Source organism: Pseudomonas sp. PDM28, assembly GCF_019219115.1.
In the GTDB taxonomy this organism is placed as follows: Bacteria; Pseudomonadota; Gammaproteobacteria; order Pseudomonadales; family Pseudomonadaceae; genus Aquipseudomonas; species Aquipseudomonas laurylsulfatiphila.
Genome location: NZ_JAHUWG010000006.1, coordinates 450374 through 469203, shown reverse-complemented (window position 1 = coordinate 469203; position 18830 = coordinate 450374). Strand labels below are relative to the sequence as shown.

19 protein-coding genes and 2 pseudogenes are annotated in these 18830 nt (G+C 59.9%); 5 read left to right on the top strand and 16 right to left on the bottom strand.

All coding sequences use genetic code 11. From position 1 onward, the window contains the following. Window positions 1-72: 72 nt before the first annotated feature. Window positions 73-927, top strand: coding sequence for a LysR family transcriptional regulator (locus tag KW841_RS16575; RefSeq protein WP_218478139.1), 855 nt, complete (start codon window positions 73-75; stop codon window positions 925-927). A 126-nt stretch (window positions 928-1053) separates the two neighbouring features. Here KW841_RS16575 and KW841_RS16570 read toward each other — a convergent pair whose 3' ends face one another. From KW841_RS16570 to KW841_RS16560, 3 genes are all read right to left on the bottom strand, one after another. After that, complete coding sequence (locus tag KW841_RS16570) at window positions 1054-2289, bottom strand: RNA polymerase sigma factor (RefSeq protein ID WP_218478137.1); 1236 nt, start codon at window positions 2287-2289, stop codon at window positions 1054-1056. A gap of 1 nt (window position 2290) precedes the next feature. Further along, window positions 2291-2635, bottom strand: a complete 345-nt coding sequence (locus tag KW841_RS16565) for a YciI family protein (RefSeq protein ID WP_218478136.1) — start codon at window positions 2633-2635, stop codon at window positions 2291-2293. 66 nt (window positions 2636-2701) lie between these two features. Continuing rightward, on the bottom strand, window positions 2702-3127 hold the full coding sequence (locus KW841_RS16560; protein WP_126047191.1) for a nuclear transport factor 2 family protein: 426 nt from the start codon (window positions 3125-3127) through the stop codon (window positions 2702-2704). A gap of 141 nt (window positions 3128-3268) precedes the next feature. Here KW841_RS16560 and KW841_RS16555 point away from each other — a divergent pair, with 141 nt between their 5' ends. Then, on the top strand, window positions 3269-3754 hold the full coding sequence (locus tag KW841_RS16555; RefSeq protein WP_218478134.1) for a GNAT family N-acetyltransferase: 486 nt from the start codon (window positions 3269-3271) through the stop codon (window positions 3752-3754). A 136-nt stretch (window positions 3755-3890) separates the two neighbouring features. Here the strand turns inward: KW841_RS16555 and KW841_RS16550 are convergent, their stop codons facing one another. The 3 genes from KW841_RS16550 to KW841_RS16540 form a co-directional block, all read right to left on the bottom strand. Then, complete coding sequence (locus tag KW841_RS16550; protein ID WP_102700530.1) at window positions 3891-4379, bottom strand: GNAT family N-acetyltransferase; 489 nt, start codon at window positions 4377-4379, stop codon at window positions 3891-3893. A 98-nt stretch (window positions 4380-4477) separates the two neighbouring features. Then, on the bottom strand, window positions 4478-4963 hold the full coding sequence (locus tag KW841_RS16545; protein WP_218478132.1) for a GyrI-like domain-containing protein: 486 nt from the start codon (window positions 4961-4963) through the stop codon (window positions 4478-4480). Between the two features lie 67 nt (window positions 4964-5030). Next, window positions 5031-5693, bottom strand: a complete 663-nt coding sequence (locus KW841_RS16540; RefSeq protein WP_218478131.1) for a LysE family translocator — start codon at window positions 5691-5693, stop codon at window positions 5031-5033. A gap of 139 nt (window positions 5694-5832) precedes the next feature. Here KW841_RS16540 and alaC point away from each other — a divergent pair, with 139 nt between their 5' ends. Continuing rightward, the gene (gene alaC, locus KW841_RS16535; protein ID WP_007974487.1) at window positions 5833-7050 is read left to right on the top strand and encodes an alanine transaminase; all 1218 of its coding nucleotides are present in this window, start codon (window positions 5833-5835) and stop codon (window positions 7048-7050) included. A 179-nt stretch (window positions 7051-7229) separates the two neighbouring features. On the opposite strand, the gene KW841_RS16530 is transcribed toward alaC, so the two are convergent. Beyond that, window positions 7230-8582, bottom strand: a complete 1353-nt coding sequence (locus KW841_RS16530; protein WP_007974485.1) for a GntP family permease — start codon at window positions 8580-8582, stop codon at window positions 7230-7232. 81 nt (window positions 8583-8663) lie between these two features. Continuing rightward, a complete protein-coding gene (locus KW841_RS16525) occupies window positions 8664-9197 on the bottom strand; it encodes a gluconokinase (RefSeq protein ID WP_218478129.1) in 534 nt (177 codons plus the stop codon). 215 nt (window positions 9198-9412) lie between these two features. Here KW841_RS16525 and KW841_RS16520 point away from each other — a divergent pair, with 215 nt between their 5' ends. Further along, on the top strand, window positions 9413-10444 hold the full coding sequence (locus tag KW841_RS16520; protein ID WP_218478127.1) for a LacI family DNA-binding transcriptional regulator: 1032 nt from the start codon (window positions 9413-9415) through the stop codon (window positions 10442-10444). Window positions 10445-10636: 192 nt separating this feature from the next. Here KW841_RS16520 and KW841_RS16515 read toward each other — a convergent pair whose 3' ends face one another. Then, entirely contained in the window at window positions 10637-10885 is a 249-nt protein-coding gene (locus KW841_RS16515) for a DUF6124 family protein (protein ID WP_102700526.1), read from the bottom strand. 399 nt (window positions 10886-11284) lie between these two features. Between KW841_RS16515 and KW841_RS16510 the strand changes: the two genes are divergently transcribed. Next, window positions 11285-11923, top strand: coding sequence for a glutathione S-transferase family protein (locus KW841_RS16510; RefSeq protein WP_218478126.1), 639 nt, complete (start codon window positions 11285-11287; stop codon window positions 11921-11923). Between the two features lie 132 nt (window positions 11924-12055). On the opposite strand, the gene KW841_RS16505 is transcribed toward KW841_RS16510, so the two are convergent. The 7 genes and pseudogenes from KW841_RS16505 to KW841_RS16480 form a co-directional block, all read right to left on the bottom strand. After that, window positions 12056-12715 (bottom strand): peptidase inhibitor family I36 protein, encoded by a 660-nt coding sequence (locus tag KW841_RS16505; RefSeq protein ID WP_218478118.1) that lies wholly within the window; start codon window positions 12713-12715, stop codon window positions 12056-12058. A 515-nt stretch (window positions 12716-13230) separates the two neighbouring features. Then, window positions 13231-13644 (bottom strand): annotated as a pseudogene (locus KW841_RS30090) (methyl-accepting chemotaxis protein); the annotation flags it as partial. A 132-nt stretch (window positions 13645-13776) separates the two neighbouring features. Then, window positions 13777-14445 (bottom strand): annotated as a pseudogene (locus KW841_RS30085) (PAS domain-containing protein); the annotation flags it as partial. 713 nt (window positions 14446-15158) lie between these two features. Next, window positions 15159-16172, bottom strand: coding sequence for an ABC transporter substrate-binding protein (locus KW841_RS16495; protein WP_007974473.1), 1014 nt, complete (start codon window positions 16170-16172; stop codon window positions 15159-15161). Continuing rightward, the gene (locus KW841_RS16490) at window positions 16169-16717 is read right to left on the bottom strand and encodes a sigma-70 family RNA polymerase sigma factor (RefSeq protein WP_218478107.1); all 549 of its coding nucleotides are present in this window, start codon (window positions 16715-16717) and stop codon (window positions 16169-16171) included. Before KW841_RS16490 ends, KW841_RS16495 begins: the two co-directional genes overlap by 4 nt. 195 nt (window positions 16718-16912) lie before the next feature. Next, window positions 16913-17704, bottom strand: coding sequence for a phosphate/phosphite/phosphonate ABC transporter substrate-binding protein (locus KW841_RS16485; protein WP_218478274.1), 792 nt, complete (start codon window positions 17702-17704; stop codon window positions 16913-16915). A 157-nt stretch (window positions 17705-17861) separates the two neighbouring features. Next, window positions 17862-18803: a fatty acid desaturase gene (locus KW841_RS16480; protein WP_218478105.1), complete on the bottom strand. Its 942-nt coding sequence runs from the start codon at window positions 18801-18803 to the stop codon at window positions 17862-17864. Between the last annotated feature and the right edge of the window lie 27 nt (window positions 18804-18830).

Here is an 18830-nt window from a genome sequence, read left to right as displayed (position 1 = left end):
GACTGTGGTTGCCATGATCTGTCATCACACCGATACTTCATAACCAATAACCATCGATCAAGGCGATAGTTCATGGCCTCTCACGAAGTGTTGCTGGCGTTTGTCGAAGCGGCGACCCAAGGCTCGTTTTCCGCCGCCGCGCGCAAGCTGGGCCGCAGTCAGTCGACCATCAGCGCGGCGGTGGCCAGCCTGGAAATCGACCTCAACCTGACGCTGTTCGACCGCAGCAGCCGCAAGCCCGGGCTGACCCCGGCCGGACGCGTCATGCTGCAACGGGCCGAAGACATCCTGGCCGCCAGCAGTCGTCTGGAAATGACCGCCCGCCAACTGTCCCAAGGGGTGGAAGCGAAGCTGACGGTGGCGCTGTCCGACACCTATCAATCGGACCGTTTCGAGGCGTCACTCAGTGCCTTCGAGCAGCGTTACCCGGACCTTGAACTCGAATGCCTGATCGCCGAATGCGATGACCTGGTGTCGCTGGTGCAAAGCGGCCGGGCGCAGATTGCCTTCGCCGAAATGCAGGACAGCTACCCGCCGGACCTGGTCAGTTCGACGGTGGACGAGCGCACGGAAATCGCCCTGTTCGTGTCCCCTACCCACCCGCTGGCAAGGCTGGACTACGTCGATCAGGACGTACTGCAGCAACACCGCGAACTGCGCCTGGCGACCATCATCAATCCCTATGAAAGTCGGGCGAAGGGCCGCGTCTGGTCGGCGCCGAGTTACCTGATGCTGCTGGAAATGGCCCAGGGCGGATTCGGCTGGGCGCCGTTGCCCCGCTGGCTGGTGGAGCGCTTCGGGCCCGACACCCTGCAGGAACTGGTGGTGCGCGGCTGGCCGAAAACGGTGTCGGTGGATGCGTTGTGGTCGCGGCTCAATCCACCGGGGCCGGCGGGGAGCTGGTTGCTGGGCAAGATGCTGGAATGAAGGTCCTTCGGCCCTTATCGCGAGCAAGCTCGCTCCCACAGGTTATTGTGTCGGTCACAAAACTTATGTGCACCACTGCCCCCTGTGGGAGCTGGCTTGCCAGCGATGAGTCCATCACATTCAACATCACTCCAACGCCTTGAGCCGCGCCTCGATAAACCGCCGCTCCGGCTCCTGCCGGGTCAACGCCAGTGCCCGCTCCCACGCCGCCCGCGCCTCTGGCATACGACCCAGCTGCCGACAAAACTCCGCCCGCGCCGAATGCGCCAGGTGGTAATCCAGCAGCTCGCCCCGCGCCAGAATGGCGTCGACCAGCGTCAGCCCCGCCTGTGGTCCATCGCGTTGCGAAATCGCCGCCGCACGATTCAACTCGATCACCGGCGACGGCACCGCCCGCAGCAGCACGTCATATAGGCCGACAATCTGTGGCCAATCGGTTTCCCCCGCCGTCGAGGCTTCGGCATGCACCGCCGCGATGGCCGCTTGCAGGCAATAGGGCCCGAATCGCCCCATGCCCAGCGCGTGCTCGATCAGCGCGCAGCCTTCAGTGATCAACCCGGCGTCCCACAGCGAACGGTCCTGCTCGTCCAGCACAATCAACTCGCCGCTCGCCGAAGTCCTGGCCGGACGCCGCGACTCGTGCAGCAGCATCAATGCCAGCAAGCCCATGACCTCCGGTTCCGGCAATAACTCCACCAGTAACCGGCCGAGACGGATCGCCTCGCGGGTCAATTCCTCGCGAATCAGTTCGGCGCCAATGGACGCCGAGTAGCCCTCGTTGAACACCAGATAGATCACCCGTAATACGCTGTCCAGGCGCTCGGGCAACTCAGCCAGCGTCGGCACTTGATAAGGGATTTTCGCGTCGCGGATCTTCGCCTTGGCGCGCACGATGCGCTGGGCGATGGTGGCCGGGGCCGAGAGAAAGGCCCGGGCGATTTCTTCCGTGGTCAGGTCGCAGACTTCCCGTAGCGTCAGCGGCACTTGCGCGTCCGCCGCCAGGGCCGGGTGGCAGCAAGTGAAGATCAGCCGCAGGCGATCGTCTTCCACGTCTTCATCACTCCAGTCTGCCTGTTCCAGCTCCTCCAGCTGCGCGATCAGCAAGGGCTGCGACGCGGCAAAACGGGCGCGCCGGCGCAAGGCATCGATGGCCTTGAAGCGCCCGGCGGACACCAGCCAGGCCCGCGGATTGTCCGGCACGCCGTCACGCTGCCAGCGTTCGACCGCGACGAAAAACGCCTCGTGCAAGGCTTCTTCGGCGAGGTCGAAATCACCGAGCAAACGAATCAGGGTCGCAAGAATGCGCCGCGACTCTTCGCGATAGACCCGCTCGACCTGCGCCTGAACCGGCAGCCCTGGCATCTTAAGGATTCAACTGCCGAACGGGGCGCACTTCGACACTGCCGACCCGGGCCGCCGGAATGTTCCCGGCGACCTGGAGGGCTTCGTTGAGGTCCTTGGCATCAATCAGATAAAAACCGGCCAGTTGCTCCTTGGTTTCAGCGAATGGACCATCGGTGATCGACATCTTGCCGTTGCGCATGCGCACGGTGGTGGCGGTCTGCACCGACTCCAGCGCCTCGGCGGCGACCATCCGGCCACTGCCCTGGATCGACTCGGCATAGGCCATGCACTCTTCGTCCTTCGGGCTTTCCGGCAGCGAATGCAGCAGGTGCTCATCGCTGTAGACCAGGCATAGGTACTTCATCACGCTCTCCTTATCGAACGATCAACTATGGTCGCTGACTGGCATTCTGGCTCGGTTTCCCGACGATCAGGGCTTGAGGTCGAACAGCGTCGCGCCGCTGGTCATGTCGAATGGCGCCGACCAATGTTCGTGGACGATCTGCCACAGCCCCGCCTCCTGTCGATAGCACTGCGAGACACGCATCCAGCAGGCCTGGGTTTCGCCCTTCTCGTTGGTGCCACCGCAATGGGCCAGCCAGTGAGCGAAAGCGATCTCCTGGGACGGCTCGATGGTGATTTCGTGGAATTCGAAGATGTGCGGACCGGGGCACATTTCCATGCAGGCCTGCCAATGCGCGCGATACGCCGGCTTGCCCTTGAATTGCAGGGCCTTGACCGCGTCGAAGGAGACGATGTCATCGGCATACAGGGCCATGACTTTTTCAATGTCCTTGGCCATGACTGCCTGACGATAGTTCTCGATGAGGTTCTGGATCTGGGTTTGCGAGTTCATGGTGGTTCTCCGTGGTTTTTATTGGAAGACACCCTTAGTCGTCTGGCGATCCGGCGAATCGACAGAAGAAATAAAAATAATCCAAACGGCCAGAATCGCTAGAATCCGAGGTTCTATTCATGTTGGAAAAAGGACACTCCCGTGACAGCCCGACTCGTGTCTTACGAAAGCCTGAATGCGCAGCAGCGCCAACAGGTCGAAGCCATTGAAGTACATCCGGAGCAGATTAAGTTCTCCGGTGATATCCACGGTGCATTGCACACCTTGTTGTCCAGGCCCGGCCCGGGGGTCAAAGGATTTGCCCTGCTGGCCGAAGACATTCCCGTGGCCTTCCTGCTGCTCAAACGCCCACCCGTATTGCCTGCGTGGGCCAATGAGCACAGCGCCACGCTGCATGCATTGCAAGTCGATCAACGCGCCCAGGGCAAAGGCTACGGCAAGGCCTGCCTGCAGGCGCTGCCGGAGGCGGCACGCCTGGCCTGGCCGGAAATCCGCGGGCTGGAGCTGTCGGTGGATGCCGACAACGCGGCCGCCATTGCCCTGTACGAAAGGTTTGGCTTTGTCGACAGCGGCGAGGCGTACAAGGGCCGGATCGGCTATGAGCGGCGGATGGGGTTGGTGTTTTGAACACGGCCCCCACCAACACCACAAAACCACTGTGGGAGCGAGCTTGCTCGCGATAGCGGATGATCAGTCGACATCTTTGTTGAATGTTACGCCGCCATCGCGAGCAAGCTCGCGCCCACAGAGGATCTATGTCGGGTCAGAGTTCCAGCACCATCTCATGCCACGCCATGCCACCATGGTCGGACGCCGACGGCTTGACGTAGGCAAAGCCGAAACCGGCATACAACGGAATATGCCGCTCCTTGCACATCAGGTTGATGCTGACCTTGCCCATCGCACGCATACGCTCGATGAATTCGCCCATCAAAAGCTTGGCCAGGCCCTGCCCTTGATAATCCGGGTGTACCACCACCGACATGATCACCACATGCGGCCCGGCCGGGTCGTGGCCGATCAGTTCCTTGAACGCCTCGTCCGACATTTCCACCTGAAACGCCGCACCGGAGTTGATGAAACCGGCGACGACCCCGTCCACTTCAGCAACGATAAACCCCTCGGGCCAGGTGGCGATGCGGGTGGCGATCTTCTCGCGGGTCGCGGCTTCGTCGCCTTCATAGGCAAGGGTTTCGATGGCAAAGCAGCGGTCCAGATCGGCGGGGGTGACGTTGCGGATGACGGTGTTCATGGCGGCTCGGGATCAGCATGGGAAAGGCTGGGGATGATAAATCAGCCGCCGTGGGACATCGAGAGACGAATCGGCTGATCCGCCTCTCGCGGCAGGTGTCATGCCTTGATCGGCAGCCAGAGTTCCAGCTTGCCGGTGTTGAGCTTGGGGTTGAAGTCTTCGCTGTAACGTTCGAACTCCGGTGCCGCCAATAGCTCGTGGCCGGACTGCGGCAGCCACGTGCCATGGATGTACTGGAAGGTTTGCGGCAGGGTGTCCAGCGGTCCCTTGTGCTCGAACACCGCGTACAGCTGCGGCTGAACTTCCACCCAGCGATAGGTTTCCGGCAAGTCGTCGAGTTTGCTGATCTCGACCCCGGCGATGTAATCGAAGCCGCCCTTGCCGTCGAAATTGCAGCAGACGCCGTAGGTGACTTCGCCTTTCTGGCCCGGGATAAGGCCCAGATGCGGGATGAACTTCTCCCAGAGTTCGGGAATGCCCTCGGTGGTTTGCTGGGTGAATGTTCCGCCCAGCCCTGCAATCAGCAGGAAGTGCCCGTGTTCGAAACGCGGTTGCGTCAGTTCGACGCGTGCTGACTCATCCATGACTCGACTCCTGACGCATAAAAATGGGTTCGGCTGGGAGTATAGAAGCCAAACCCGATTCGCCCAGTTACAGGGCGTGCAACGGCTCGACTGCACCGGCACCAACGAACTCGTTGTAACCCGATAGGATCACGTAGACCGCGAAATAGCAGAAGATCGCCGCCGATGCCATGTAGGAATAACGCAGCAACTTGTCGCCGAGCAACTTGCCGCCGTGGCTCGCGGCAAAGCACAGCCCGACACACCAGAGAATCCCCGCGCAAAGAAAACCGCCGAGAAACAGCGCGGAGCTGAGGACGCCACCGCCACCGGAACGGGCGATCAGCGTGCCACCCACGGCGGCGAACCAGAGAATTGCACTGGGCGACGACATGGCCAGGAAGATCCCGCGAAAGAACTCCTTGCGATGGGAGTTGTGCCCCACCTCGGCCGATTGCGCCAGCACCGCTTCGTGGTGAATCGCCGAATAGATCATCTTCGCCGCGAAATACACCAGCAGCGCCGAGCCACCGATCCACAACACCCAGCGCACGGTTTCGTACTGCAGCAACACGGTCATGCCGGCCAGCGCCAGTACCGCGTAGATCAGGTCGCCGACGCAGGTCCCCAGGCCCAGGGCAAAGCCCTGGAAATAGCCGCGCTGCATGGCCAGGGTGATCATCGCGATGTTGGCCACGCCGATATCCAGGCACAGCGAAAGGCTCAGCAAGAAGCCGCTGGTAAATTCCATCGAACCCTATCCTTCGGAAAAATTTGTTTACATTGAGGCTGGACAGTCTGCCACAGCTGCCCTTACATTCCGCCACAGGTCACCGCAGTGACCAGCGTCGCTCGGACGGTTCCGGGCGCTTACGTTATCCGAGGCAACAATGGCCGAACAAGGTTCGCCGCGCCGCTTTGCGCGCATCGATCGACTCCCCCCTTACGTTTTCAACATCACTGCCGAGCTGAAGATGGCCGCCCGTCGTCGTGGCGAAGACATCATCGACTTGAGCATGGGCAACCCCGACGGCGCCACGCCGCCGCATATCGTCGAAAAACTCGTCACGGTGGCCCAGCGCGAAGACACCCACGGCTACTCCACTTCCAAGGGCATCCCGCGCCTGCGCCGGGCGATTTCCAACTGGTACAAGGACCGCTACGAGGTCGACATCGACCCGGAAAGCGAGGCCATCGTCACCATCGGTTCCAAGGAAGGCCTGGCGCACCTGATGCTGGCCACCCTGGATCAGGGCGACACCGTGTTGGTGCCCAACCCGAGCTACCCGATTCACATCTACGGTGCCGTGATTGCCGGCGCCCAGGTGCGGTCGGTGCCGCTGGTGCCGGGCGTGGATTTCTTCGCGGAGCTGGAGCGGGCCATTCGCGGCTCGATTCCGAAGCCGAAGATGATGATCCTCGGTTTCCCGTCCAACCCGACCGCCCAGTGCGTGGAGCTGGACTTCTTCGAGCGCGTCATCGCCCTCGCCAAGCAGTACGACGTGCTGGTGGTGCACGACCTGGCCTACGCCGACATCGTCTACGACGGCTGGAAAGCCCCGTCGATCATGCAGGTGCCGGGGGCCAAGGACATTGCGGTGGAGTTCTTCACCCTGTCCAAGAGCTACAACATGGCCGGCTGGCGCATCGGCTTCATGGTTGGCAACCCGGAACTGGTCAACGCCCTGGCGCGGATCAAGAGCTACCACGACTACGGCACCTTCACCCCGCTGCAAGTGGCGGCGATTGCTGCCCTGGAAGGCGATCAGCAATGCGTGCGCGACATCGCCGAGCAGTATCGGCAGCGCCGCAACGTACTGGTCAAGGGCCTGCATGAACTGGGCTGGATGGTGGAAAACCCGAAAGCGTCGATGTACGTCTGGGCCAAAATCCCTGAGGCTTACGCGCACCTGGGTTCGCTGGAGTTCGCCAAGAAACTGCTGGCCGAGGCCAAGGTGTGTGTCTCGCCGGGCGTCGGGTTTGGCGAGTACGGCGATGATCACGTGCGCTTTGCCCTGATCGAAAACCAGGACCGGATTCGCCAGGCCGTACGCGGGATTCGCGGGATGTTCCGGGCGGATGGGCTAGTCACCAAATCCAACACCTGACCCATATCTCCTGTGGGAGCGAGCTTGCTCGCGATGGCGTCGTATCAGTCAATAATAATGGCGACTGATACACCGCTATCGCGAGCAAGCTCGCTCCCACAGGGTCTTGTATAGTCCTTGAAGTCGAGCACCCATAAAAAAACCGCATCGCTGCGGTTTTTTTGTGTCTGTCGAATCGCTTAGACGAACAGCGACAACAACAGGATAAAGCCCAGGCCCACCACCGACAGGATGGTTTCCATCGCCGTCCAGGTTTTGAAGGTTTCAGCCACGGTCATGTTGAAGTACTGCTTGACCAGCCAGAAACCGGCGTCGTTGACGTGGGACAGGATCAGGGAACCGGCACCGGTGGCCAGCACCAGCAACTCACGGTTCACGCCCGGAATCATCCCCACTACCGGCACCACGATGCCCGCGCCAGTGATGGTCGCCACAGTCGCCGAACCAGTCGCAATGCGAATCACCGCCGCCACCAGCCAGGCCAGCAGGATCGGCGAGATCTGTGCGTTCACCGCCATGTGGCCGATCACGTCACCCACGCCGCTGGTCACCAGCATCTGCTTGAAGCCACCGCCGGCACCGATGATCAGGATGATCGCAGCGGTCGGCGCGAGGCTGGCATCCAGCCACTTCATCATCTGGCTGGAACCGATGCCCTGCTTGTAGCCGAAGGTATACAGCGACAGCAGCAATGCCAGCAGCAACGCCGAAATCGGGTGGCCGATCAGGTCCATGAAGGCGCGGAAGATGTTGCCATCGGGCAGCACCACGTCGGCAAAGGTCTTGAGCAGCATCAGGAACACCGGCAGCAGCACGGTCACCAGGGTGATGCCGAAGCTCGGCAGTTCAGCCGAATCCGTTTCGCGGGCCAGTTGATCCACCAGCTCCTGGTTCGGATGACCGGGGATGTGCTTGGCAATGAACGTACCGAAGATCGGGCCGGCGATGATGGCGGTTGGCAGCGCAACGATCAGGCCATAAAGAATGGTCTTGCCGATGTCGGCACCGAACACCCCGATGGCCAGCAGCGGACCCGGGTGCGGCGGCACCAGGCCGTGTACCGCGGACAGCCCCGCCAGCAGCGGGATACCGATCTTGATGATCGACACGCCCGTGCGGCGAGCCACGATGAACACCAGCGGGATCAGCAGCACGAAGCCGATTTCGAAGAACAGCGGAATACCGACCAGGAAGGCCGCGAACATCATCGCCCACTGCACCTTGTCCTTGCCGAAGGCGCGGATCAACGTCTGCGCGATCTGATCCGCACCGCCCGATTCGGCCATCATCTTGCCGAGCATCGTGCCCAGCGCGAGGATGATGCCGACAAAACCAAGCACGCCACCGAAGCCGTCCTGGAACGCCTTGATGATGGTGCCGATCGGCATGCCGGAGGTCAGCCCGAGGAAGGCTGCGGCGATGATCAGGGCAAGGAAGGGGTGCAATTTGAACTTGGTGATCAGGACGATAAGCCCGATCACCGTGACCACTGCATCGAGCAGCAGGAACGTCTCGTGGGACATGCCAAACATTAGGGGTGTCTCCTGGTTGTTGTTGTTATTAAAGCGGGTTAGTCAGAAGCCGCGAGGACAGCGCTGTCTTTGCAAGCACAGTCATACCGCCTGTTTCAGGCCGTTCGCCTGCCACCAGACATGAGCCTGCGCAGCCAGTTGCTCGACGCTATGGCTCGAAGCATCCAGCGCCAGGGTCAACGGCTCGCCGACGGGCGATTCGAGGGTGGCGAACTGGCTGTCGATCAGGGTCGACGGCATGAAGTGGCCCGGCCGATGGGACACGCGGTCGGCAGCCACCTCGGGGGTCAACTCAAGGAACACGAAGCCCAGGCCCGGCAAGGCGCTGCGCAGACGTTCGCGATAGATGTGTTTGAGCGCCGAACAGGTCAGCACCGGGCGCTCGCCCTTGGCGTCGACACGGCGCAGCTCATCGCACAGGCTGTCGAGCCAGCCGGCGCGGTCTTCATCGTTCAGGGGGATCCCCGCGCTCATCTTTTCGATATTGGCGGCAGGGTGGAAAGAGTCGCCTTCAATGGCCGTGGCGCCGCTCAGTTGGCACAGGGCCTCGCTGACGCACGTCTTGCCGCAACCGGCAACGCCCATGATGACCAGGGCGGTGATGGGATGGTTCATGTAACACCTCAGCGCGCAGACAGCGCTACCTTTGCCAGTTATGACACTAGACCAAAAGCAGAAGTTGCCGACGCCTTTCTTGTCATTTTATGGGTTGCAGCAGGTTAGGTCCCAACGCCAAAAAGCAAGGATCAGGCGAACCCTCGCTCACGCATTTGCAGCTGCATCGAGACAGCGCTACCTTAGTGCCTTGAATTTTGTTTGGCAAGCCGTCGATGAACTCAACCAAGAACGATAAAAATACCCGCACTACTGGCCGCCCTACCCTGAACGAAGTTGCCCGACTGGCCGGCGTCAGCCCGATCACCGCCTCCCGCGCCCTGCGTGGCGTCAGCACCGTGGCCACCGAACTGGTGGAAAAAGTGCAGAAAGCGGCGCTGGAACTCAACTATGTCGTCAACCCTGCCGCCCGTGCCCTGGCCTCGGCCCAGAGCCATTCGGTGGTGGTTTTGGTGCCATCGCTGTCCAACCTTTTATTCATCGACACCCTGGAAGCCATTCATCAGGTTTTGCGCCCCAAGGGCTTCGAAGTGCTGATCGGCAACTTCCACTACTCACGGGATGAAGAAGAAAACCTGCTGCGCAACTACATGGCCTATCAGCCACGCGGCTTGCTGCTGACCGGGTTCGACCGCACCGAAAGTTCGCGGCGGATGATCGAAGCCAGCAATATTCCCTGCGTGTACATGATGGAGCTGGACAGTGCGGCCGGGCTCAATTGCGTGGGCTTTTCGCAATTGGCGGCCGGCGAAACGGCGGCCGAACACTTGCTGTCTCGCGGTCGCAAGCGCCTGGCCTACATCGGCGCGCAACTGGACCAACGCACCTTGCTGCGCGGCGAGGGTTTCCGCAAAGCCCTGCAAAAGGCCGGTTTGTACGACCCGGCGCTGGAAGTGCTGACGCCCCGCCCGTCTTCGGTCGGCCTTGGCGGCGAATTGTTCCTGCAGATGATCGCCAGCCACCCGGATGTCGATGCGATCTTCTTCGGCAACGACGACCTGGCCCAGGGCGCGCTGCTCGAAGCGATGCGACACGGGATCAAGATCCCCGAGCAAGTGGCGATCCTCGGCTTCAACGACCTGCCCATGTCCGAACACATGGTCCCGCGCCTGAGCAGCATCAACACCCCGCGCGAGGCCATCGGCCGCCGCGCGGCCGAGCAGATGCTGACGCTGATGGCCGGCAACACCGTGGCCAGGCCGGTGCAGGACATGGGGTTTGAGTTGAAGGTACGCGAAAGTACATAAGCCCCTGCATCAATGTGGTCAGGCAAGGGACATTGTGGCGAGGGGGCTCGCCCCCGTTCGGCTGCGGAGCAGTCGTAATCCAGTTCACTTGGTTTAACTGTATGACCGCAGTGTCTGTTTTTGGGGTCGCTTCGCAACCCAACGGGGGCAAGCCCCCTCGCCACAGAAAAGCCCCTCACCTTCGCTCAGTGTTCAATCCTGCGGATCGAGGTTATCCAGCACCCGATTCACCGCCAGTTCCGCCAGCATGATGATCTGTGCGATCGCCAGCGCCGTGTTGCGCTGGCTGCCTTCCAGATACGTTGCAAAGTCATTGGTCATCACGCTCGCCGAGGCCAGTGACTCGCAGGCGTGCGCCAACAGCGTTTCGTTATTGATGCCGGGTGAGATGGAGAACATCGGGCTGGGATTGCGTGGGGGGTTGGGCGTGGGTTTGAACATGGCAATGCTCCTAGAGTAGTGGAGCTGCCACGATTCGCTGCTAGACGAAAATAAGGTGGCAGCCGTGCGCGGGCTAGCAGACCAGGACTCTAGAACCCGGTAGACCCGAAGGTCTTCCCACGCACAGCCGCCATAACGTGAACTGGCGGGCAGATCACGATGGGTGGGCGTCATGCGTCTAAAGTATCCAGGCTGCTAGACCCGATCGCTGAATTTGCAGCGACACGGAACGATAGAGTCCGGATACCAGGCGCACAAGTCGGCGGATTCTGGCGTAGTTGTAGGCAAGGGTGCAAGAAAGCGTAACCTGCACAACTCATCTGAAGCCGCCCTCCTACAGCGCCTTCCTACCTGCCACCACCTACAATTGCCTGTACGTCATTCTCGCTGGAGCAGAACATGGAACATGTACTGAAGATTCTCGGCAAAGCGTCGTCCATCAACGTCAGAAAAGTCCTGTGGACCTGCGAGGAACTGGGCATCACCTACGAACGCGAGGACTGGGGCAGCGGCTTTGCTTCCACCCACAGCCCGGAGTTCCTCCGGTTCAATCCCAACGCGCAGGTGCCGGTGATCATCGATGAAGCCGGGGTGTTATGGGAGTCCAATACCATCTGCCGCTACCTGGTGGGCAAACATCATCACCATCATACCGAGCTGCTGCCTGCCGAACCGGCCGCCCGCGCCCGGGTGGAACAGTGGATGGATTGGCAAGCCACCGAGCTCAATCCGTCCTGGAGATACCCGTTCATGGCGCTGGTGCGCAAGGACCCGGAATTCCAGGACCCACATAGCCTTGAGGTCGGCATTCGCGGCTGGAACCAGAAGATGGCCATCCTCGAACACCAACTCGCGACCACCAAGGCCTATGTCGCCGGACCGCGGTTTACCCTGGCCGACATCGTCATCGGCCTGTCCGTCAACCGCTGGCTGATGACCCCGATCGAGCGTCCGGATTACCCCGCCGTCGATGAGTATTTCAAGCGCCTGGCGCAACACCCCGGTTTCCTGAAGCATTGCTGCAATGGTCTGCCTTGAACTGTCGAGCCGTGCAGCAAATGTTTGCCGTCCAACGGCAAACATTGACCGCGAGCCCGGCTCATTTTTTCAACTAAAATCGTCAAGCAATTGATTTATTTGGCATCGCTCAACACTCCTTCAACGGACTGCTTACTTAGTATCCCCGCCAAATAGTGTAGAGATACTAATACTTACTATCTTGTCGCCCTGGGACTGAAGGTGATCGATGGAATATATTTCTGTCCACGCTCCGGAAGCCTCTGTTTTTTCAGGAACACTGAATGGGCAACACTCATCACCAATACCAATTTCCTTTAGAGTGCTAGTTAATATTTGTCCCTTTCCATCACGACTGCTCACCCCGTATACGATCGAAGCGTAGGGTTTATTATTGTATTTCCACGACGATACCTGGAGGCTCATATCGTAGTCTGCAAGATTGACCGGACTTTGTTCTTGCTTACTGCGCACTGACACTTTTCTGCCAGTGTAATATGGGTGCTCCCAGACGCAAAAATAACCATAGTCGCAGGTATTATCCGGTTGAGCGGAGTCCTTGGGAAGGAAAGTCATAACGACTGCTCCTTCTCCATAAACCACTTGGGTAGCACTGACCTGCCGCGTTCCCGCTTTTCTAGCGAGCTGTTGATCAATCTGCTGTTGAACCTCGTCCTTCTGTAATTCAGTCAATGATGGATTGAGCAATGTGTATTTGCTTTGCCCTACCGACTCTTGCTCCCCATTTAGAAAGTAGACTGCACCGAGGCAGACAATCAGTAAAAAAACAATAACAACCCATTTGATTTTCATATTAAATTTCGTCCATGCGAGTGTTGAGCACCCCAGTTTTTAGCCGAAGATTTATCGGTAAACCAGTCACGCATACATAGTCCGACCAATACGATAATCCGTCTACTGTCAGAACTAACAGGTATCGAACTCCGAGCGGCCAAGTACTGGTTGCCAGGATATTCATCCAGGCGCCATGTCCCCCTGACAACCATTCGCTGCGGCCATTGAATGTACGGCACCAGGTTTCAGTTTCTATATCCCGGTATGGATCAAGGTAATGGGACATTGCTCGGCTTGGAACAAGGGCAAACGAACAGACAAAGTTGGCCCTGTCTCCTTTCAGGCAACGGCGCAGGGAAATCTTGCAGATCGAATGCTTATTGGCTTGGATGTGAAAACGGAGCCCGATTGCCGGGCTCCGTCAAAGCTGGCTCAATGACCGAACGCCCCAACCTTTTTGGCCCTCGTGTCAGCGCGCTTTTTTCCGACTTTTTTTGGGGCCCTCTACCGGGACCCTTTTTCATTTACCGCGACTAGTTCAGTTGCAACGTCGAGTTGAACTGACTGATCGCATCCACCACATGCCGTGAGCCCTGCTGGATTTCCAGGATCACCTCCCCTGCCTCGTTCGCCAGTTCCACGCCCAGGCCGGTTCGACTCAGACTCGATTGCATGCTCGACACCGCGCTCAGCGACAAGTCGTGATTCTTGCGCACCACCTCGACGATCTCCAGCGTCGCCTGGCTGGTACGCGCCGCGAGGCTGCGCACCTCATCGGCCACTACCGCAAACCCGCGCCCGTGCTCACCGGCCCGCGCCGCTTCAATCGCCGCGTTGAGTGCCAGCAGGTTGGTCTGATCGGCAATGCCGCGGATGGTCTGCACGATGGTGCCGATGATGTCGGACTGTTTGCTCACGGCATCGATACTCAGTGCCGCTTCGTTCAGGTCGCGGGAAATGTCCTGGATGATCTGCACCGTCTGCTGCACCACTTCGGAGCCCTTGCGCGCGCAGACGTCGTTTTGCACCGAGGTGCTGTGGGCCGATTCGGCGGCGGTTTGCAGGGTGGTCATCTGGTGAGTGATGTCGCTGGCAAACTTGACCACTTTGTACAAACGCCCCTTGGCGTCGAACAAGGGGTTGTAGGACGCTTCGAGGAATACCGTCTGACCTTGCTTGTTCCGGCGCTCGAAACGATGGGAGTGATATTCGCCGCGGTTGAGCGAAGCCCAGAAATTGCGGTAACCCTGGGACTCGGCTTCGGCACGGTGGCAAAACAGGCTGTGATGCTGCCCCACCACTTCGTTGAGCGAGTACTGCATGGTTTTCAGGAAGTTGTCGTTGGCGCTGATGACCTTGCCTTCGGGCGTGAATTCGATCACGGCCATGGAGCAGCCGATCGCGGCGAGTCGGCTTTCGTTTTCGTGCTCCTTGTTGACCCGGTCGGTGATGTCGGTAGCGACCTTGATCACGCTCTTGACCTGCCGGTCGGGGCCCAGCACCGGCATGTAGCTGGCTTCGAGCCAGATTTCACGGCCGCTTTTGTGCAAGCGCAAAAAGGTCCCGCTCAGCGGCTCGCCCCGCGCCAGGTCGCGCCACAGTTTGGTGTAGTCGTCGCTGCGGTAGTACTGCTCTTCACAAAAGATCCGGTGATGCTTGCCGCGTACGTCTTCGGCGCTGTAACCCATGGCACTGCAAAAGTTTTCATTGGCATCGATGACGATGCCATCCGGGGTGAATTCAATCATCGCCATCGAACGACTGACCGCCGCCAGCTTGGCGTTGGCCTCGGTCAGCGCACAGCTGAAGCGTTCGATTTCCAGCAGGTCAGCCTTGTGATGTAGGTTGAACATTGTTGTATCACCTTCCGCGCGATTTTTTGATTAATGAAAGTTGCAGGTCTTTCACATCCACCACTACGTTCCGTGGAACAGGCACACGCATCCCTCCAAAAAGAAGGACTAGTCAGGTGATAAATGATGATCAATCGGAGGGTCCTTGTAGCGACACGCTCATCAAGACATCCTTCTCTTGATAGCCCGCATGCGGGCCAGCCCTAACAGGTTCGAATCAAATTCCATTTAGCGGACAGCTCCCTGTGTTCAAGTGTTGGTGCCTTTGATTGCGCACTCTGGCGGCCAGTCGACCGCCTCATCACGGTCGACATAACCAGTTACAGCTGATCATAGACAGCAACCTTGGGCTTGCAAGGCCACTAGTCGGCCAGCATTGAGGACAAAAACGGTTCAGCTGCTTGTTGGGGGGGATTGCTCGTCGATCAAGGTAGATCAGCGGCCGGCGGTTAAAGCGGCGTTGGCCGCCGAACTGGCGTAAGACTTCAAATCGAATCGCGAGCAAGCTCGCTCCCACAGGATTTTGGGGTTCCCAAATACTGCGTCCGCTGCAGTTCCCCTGTGGGAGCGAGCTTGCTCGCGATGGCTACTTTCCAGACATTACAAAACTACAAACTCGCACTCACCTTGCTAGCCACCTCCCCCGGCACCCAGCCCTTCCACACCTGCGGCTGCTCACGCAAAAACGCTTCGGCGACTTCGCGGGGTTTCTGGCGTTTTTCACTCATCTGGCCCAGGGTCTGGTTCAACAGATCAATCGGCAGGTCGACCTTTTCGAAGAACGTCACCAGGTCCGGGTATTGCGCCTTGAACGGTGCCGACACGCCAATGGCCAGGCTCGCCGGCATCGAGCGCGTGCCTTTGGGGTTCGGGTTGTTGGCGTCGGCCAGGGTTTTCCAGGCTTCGGCGTCGAAAGGCGGTTCATCGAGCTTCACCAGTTTGAATCGCCCCAACAGTGGCGTCGGCGACCAGTAGTAGAACAGCACCGGTTTGCCACGGCGGATCGACGACGCCACTTCTGCGTCCAGCGCTGCGCCGGAACCGGTGCGGAAGTTGACGTAGCTGGCGGTCAGGTCATAAGCCTTGAGTTTCTGGCTGTTGACGATTTCCGAAGTCCAGCCGGTGGGGCTGTTGAGGAAGCGTCCGCGGCTCGGGTCTTCAGGGTCGCGGAATACATCCTTGTACTTCGCCAGGTCGGCAACGGACTTCAGCTCCGGGGCCAAGGGCTTGATGCCGCGCTCGGGGTCGCCCTTGATCACGTACTCCGGCACCCACCAACCTTCGGTGGCACCTTTGACCGTATCGCCGAGGCCGAAGACCTTGCCTTCGGCGGCAGCCTTGACCCAGGCCGGGCTGCGTCCGGCCCACTCTTCACCGATGACCTGGATATCGTTTTTGGCCAGCGCTGCTTCCAGGCTGACGGTGCTGCCCGGCAGCGTGTCGGTCGGGTAGCCGTAACCTTTTTCAACGATCAGGCGCAGGATTTCGGTGATGAGGCTGCCGCTTTCCCACGTGATGTCGCCAAAATGGATAGGCGCCGCTTTTTCCGTGGCCGATGCAGGGTGGGACAACAGGCTCAGGGCCAGCAGCGAACTGCCGAGCAGGGTTTTGATCGATCTCATGCGGACCTCTTGTTCTGGAGTGGGCGGTTCAGGGATTGATTGGCGCTGTGCCGGTCGCACAGGGCCTGGGAACGGGTCATGTAGTCGCTGACCGAGCGCAGGGAGATGCCCAGCGCAGCGGCAATTTGCGGATAGGTCAGGCCGTCGATCCGCGACAGCAGGAAGGTCGAGCGCACTTTGCCGGGCAGCCGCTGAAGACTGCGCTCCACACGGGTCAGGGTCTGGGACCGTTGAGCCAGTTCCTCCGGCGATTCGGCGTGGATCGGCTCGGCCTGATGCAGTTGCTGAAGGTACTGGCGCTCCAGGTCACCTCGACGCCAACGCTGATAGAGCAGGCGCCGGGCGATGGTGGTGAGCAAGGCACGGGGTTCACGGATGGCCGTCAGGCTTGGCGCCTGGAGCAGCTGCAGGAAGGTTTCGCAGGCAATGTCTTCGACAGCGGCGGCATCGTTCAGAGACTGACGCAGACGTGTGCAGAGCCAGTGGTAGTGAGCGCGGAACAGTCCGTCCACGTGTTTGCGGTGAAGAATATCGGCGCCGGACATAGGGGCTCCTGGGTTAGGGGTCGCTGAATGTCCGGTGGTCCGGTGAGGCGAATCCTAGCAAGGAGCCTTATTCATTAATAATACTTAAAACTTATTTTTATATTCACTTATGGAATTAAACCACAGGTACACCGAAACCCTGTGGGAGCGTGGCTTGCCCGCGAAAAATGGACCTGTCGACCCGACATTTGCGCCCTATCGCAAATCCCCATACCCCAGCGCCTCGGCCTCACGCTGATAATCGAACACAACCTGATAGTCGCTTTCGCTAGCCGGCAGCACCTCTGGCAACCCGAGGATTTCGGCGACGTCAGGCAATTCGCACAACGCCTGATTCATCGCCTGCAATAGCCCTTCAGCCTGCTGATCGCTAACGGTGGCTGCCGTGATGTAGGGCAACGTCGGACTCAATGCACTGCGGGCAATCACGCGCAAACCGGTCACTTCTTCCTCGGCGTACCGGGCCAGATTGGCAAATGTCACGCTGTCGATGGCCGCCAGATCGGCGAGGTCCTCGCGTAACCAGCGCAGGCTTTCGCGATGGCTGCCGCTGATGCCGACCTCGGCAAAAAAACGCCCGTCACGCTGCAACGGCGCCAACCGGTGGCGCAGCAAATTCATGCCGCTGTTGGAGTCATGGCCATTGATCACGCCTCGGCTGTTGCGAAAATCCGCCAGGGTCTGGCGCGGATCATCGACCCGTCCCAGGATCAGACTGCAGTGATTGCCGCCGCTGCTGTCCGGCAGCTCGTAACGCGGCCGCCCCAGCACCCGGACCTTGCCGCGCAATGCCGTCATCAGTGGATAGCCGCAGGTTTGGGTGAGCAGCAAATGCGGCGACAACCACATATCCATCAGTGACAGGCCTGCGGCATCGCCGCGGGTTTCGCCCAGGTGCTCGAGGATTCGCGCCAGCCAGCGTTCGTTGGCCTGGTGGATGGGGTCGGGGGGGGTGTACATCAGCAGTTCGGCGATGTGTTGGGTCATCATCGTATCTCCATACAACGAAGTTCCCTGTGGGAGCGGCGGTGCGACGATTCGACTTGCCCGCGATAGCGTTGGATCAGTCACCAGGTGTGCTGGATTTGAAATCGCCATCGCGGGCAAGCCCGCTCCCACAGGGGGAAAGCGTCTGGCAAAAAAATCAGTGAAACGGATGCCTCGGGCTGTCGATGGCCTTTACGCCGTATTCTCGCCACAGCTGCCCATAACCCTGCACCAGGAATCCACCGCTACGCGCCAGCCATTGCTCGCGGCGGGCCCAATAGGCGCGGGGCAAATCGTACCAGGGCAACCCCGGCAACTCGTGGTGCACCAGGTGGAAATTGAGGTTCAGGAACAGCCAGCGCCACGGCCACGCCGCTTCATTGAGCACGGTTCGTTGCTCCGGCGCCGCGTGAGGTCGATGTTCATAGTAGGAGCGAATCATCGCAATCGACAGCGCCGGCACGCTGACCAGCAACAGGTAATGCCACACCGGCAACACGCTGTAGCGCGCGATGAACAGCAGCATCAACAGGGTCAAGGCGCCATGGCTGAGCCACATCGACCATGCCTGGCGCTCGCCGCTTTTCAGGCGTTGCAGCTCTTCCCGGGCCAGCGTCAGCAAGGCGATTGGCGCACCGAGCAGAAAGCGCCCGAGCACGGTTTTGTTCAACCAGTGCAGGCCTTGTTCGAACAATGAACTGCCCTGCCACTGCTCGGCATTCAGGTATCGGCTTTCCGGATCGCGACCGGGGATGGTCAGGTCTTCATCGCGGTGGTGCAGCAAATGGCTGTCGCGATACAAGGTGTAGGGATACCAGACGGCAAACGGTGCGTAGCCGAGGATTTTGTTCAACAGCGGCCAGCGGGTCGGATGACCGTGCAGCAGTTCGTGCTGCACCGACAGCCACAGCACCACCACGGGAATCAGCAACAACGTGCTCAACCACAGACCCAATGAATCACTGCCCAGAACAAGGGTGAACCACGCGCCGTACACGCCGATCAACAGCAACCAGGTCGGCCACTCGGTGCGGGCGGTGAGGCGTTGGCGCAGGGTTTCGATTTCTTCTCGGTGGGCTGCATCGAAATAATGAGGCATGGCATTGCTCGGATCGGGAACCAATCC

Coding starts and splice junctions, on each gene's coding strand:
- KW841_RS16545 (WP_218478132.1), bottom strand. CDS start 4,963: ATGGATGAGTCAGCACGCGTCGAACTGACGCAACCGCGTTTCGAACAC.
- KW841_RS16575 (WP_218478139.1), top strand. CDS start 73: ATGGCCTCTCACGAAGTGTTGCTGGCGTTTGTCGAAGCGGCGACCCAA.
- KW841_RS16520 (WP_218478127.1), top strand. CDS start 9,413: ATGAACTCAACCAAGAACGATAAAAATACCCGCACTACTGGCCGCCCT.
- KW841_RS16495 (WP_007974473.1), bottom strand. CDS start 16,172: ATGAGATCGATCAAAACCCTGCTCGGCAGTTCGCTGCTGGCCCTGAGC.
- KW841_RS16490 (WP_218478107.1), bottom strand. CDS start 16,717: ATGTCCGGCGCCGATATTCTTCACCGCAAACACGTGGACGGACTGTTC.
- KW841_RS16515 (WP_102700526.1), bottom strand. CDS start 10,885: ATGTTCAAACCCACGCCCAACCCCCCACGCAATCCCAGCCCGATGTTC.
- KW841_RS16485 (WP_218478274.1), bottom strand. CDS start 17,704: ATGACCCAACACATCGCCGAACTGCTGATGTACACCCCCCCCGACCCC.
- KW841_RS16560 (WP_126047191.1), bottom strand. CDS start 3,127: ATGAACTCGCAAACCCAGATCCAGAACCTCATCGAGAACTATCGTCAG.
- KW841_RS16565 (WP_218478136.1), bottom strand. CDS start 2,635: ATGAAGTACCTATGCCTGGTCTACAGCGATGAGCACCTGCTGCATTCG.
- KW841_RS16540 (WP_218478131.1), bottom strand. CDS start 5,693: ATGGAATTTACCAGCGGCTTCTTGCTGAGCCTTTCGCTGTGCCTGGAT.
- KW841_RS16525 (WP_218478129.1), bottom strand. CDS start 9,197: ATGAACCATCCCATCACCGCCCTGGTCATCATGGGCGTTGCCGGTTGC.
- KW841_RS16530 (WP_007974485.1), bottom strand. CDS start 8,582: ATGTTTGGCATGTCCCACGAGACGTTCCTGCTGCTCGATGCAGTGGTC.
- KW841_RS16570 (WP_218478137.1), bottom strand. CDS start 2,289: ATGCCAGGGCTGCCGGTTCAGGCGCAGGTCGAGCGGGTCTATCGCGAA.
- KW841_RS16550 (WP_102700530.1), bottom strand. CDS start 4,379: ATGAACACCGTCATCCGCAACGTCACCCCCGCCGATCTGGACCGCTGC.
- alaC (WP_007974487.1), top strand. CDS start 5,833: ATGGCCGAACAAGGTTCGCCGCGCCGCTTTGCGCGCATCGATCGACTC.
- KW841_RS16480 (WP_218478105.1), bottom strand. CDS start 18,803: ATGCCTCATTATTTCGATGCAGCCCACCGAGAAGAAATCGAAACCCTG.
- KW841_RS16510 (WP_218478126.1), top strand. CDS start 11,285: ATGGAACATGTACTGAAGATTCTCGGCAAAGCGTCGTCCATCAACGTC.
- KW841_RS16505 (WP_218478118.1), bottom strand. CDS start 12,715: ATGAAAATCAAATGGGTTGTTATTGTTTTTTTACTGATTGTCTGCCTC.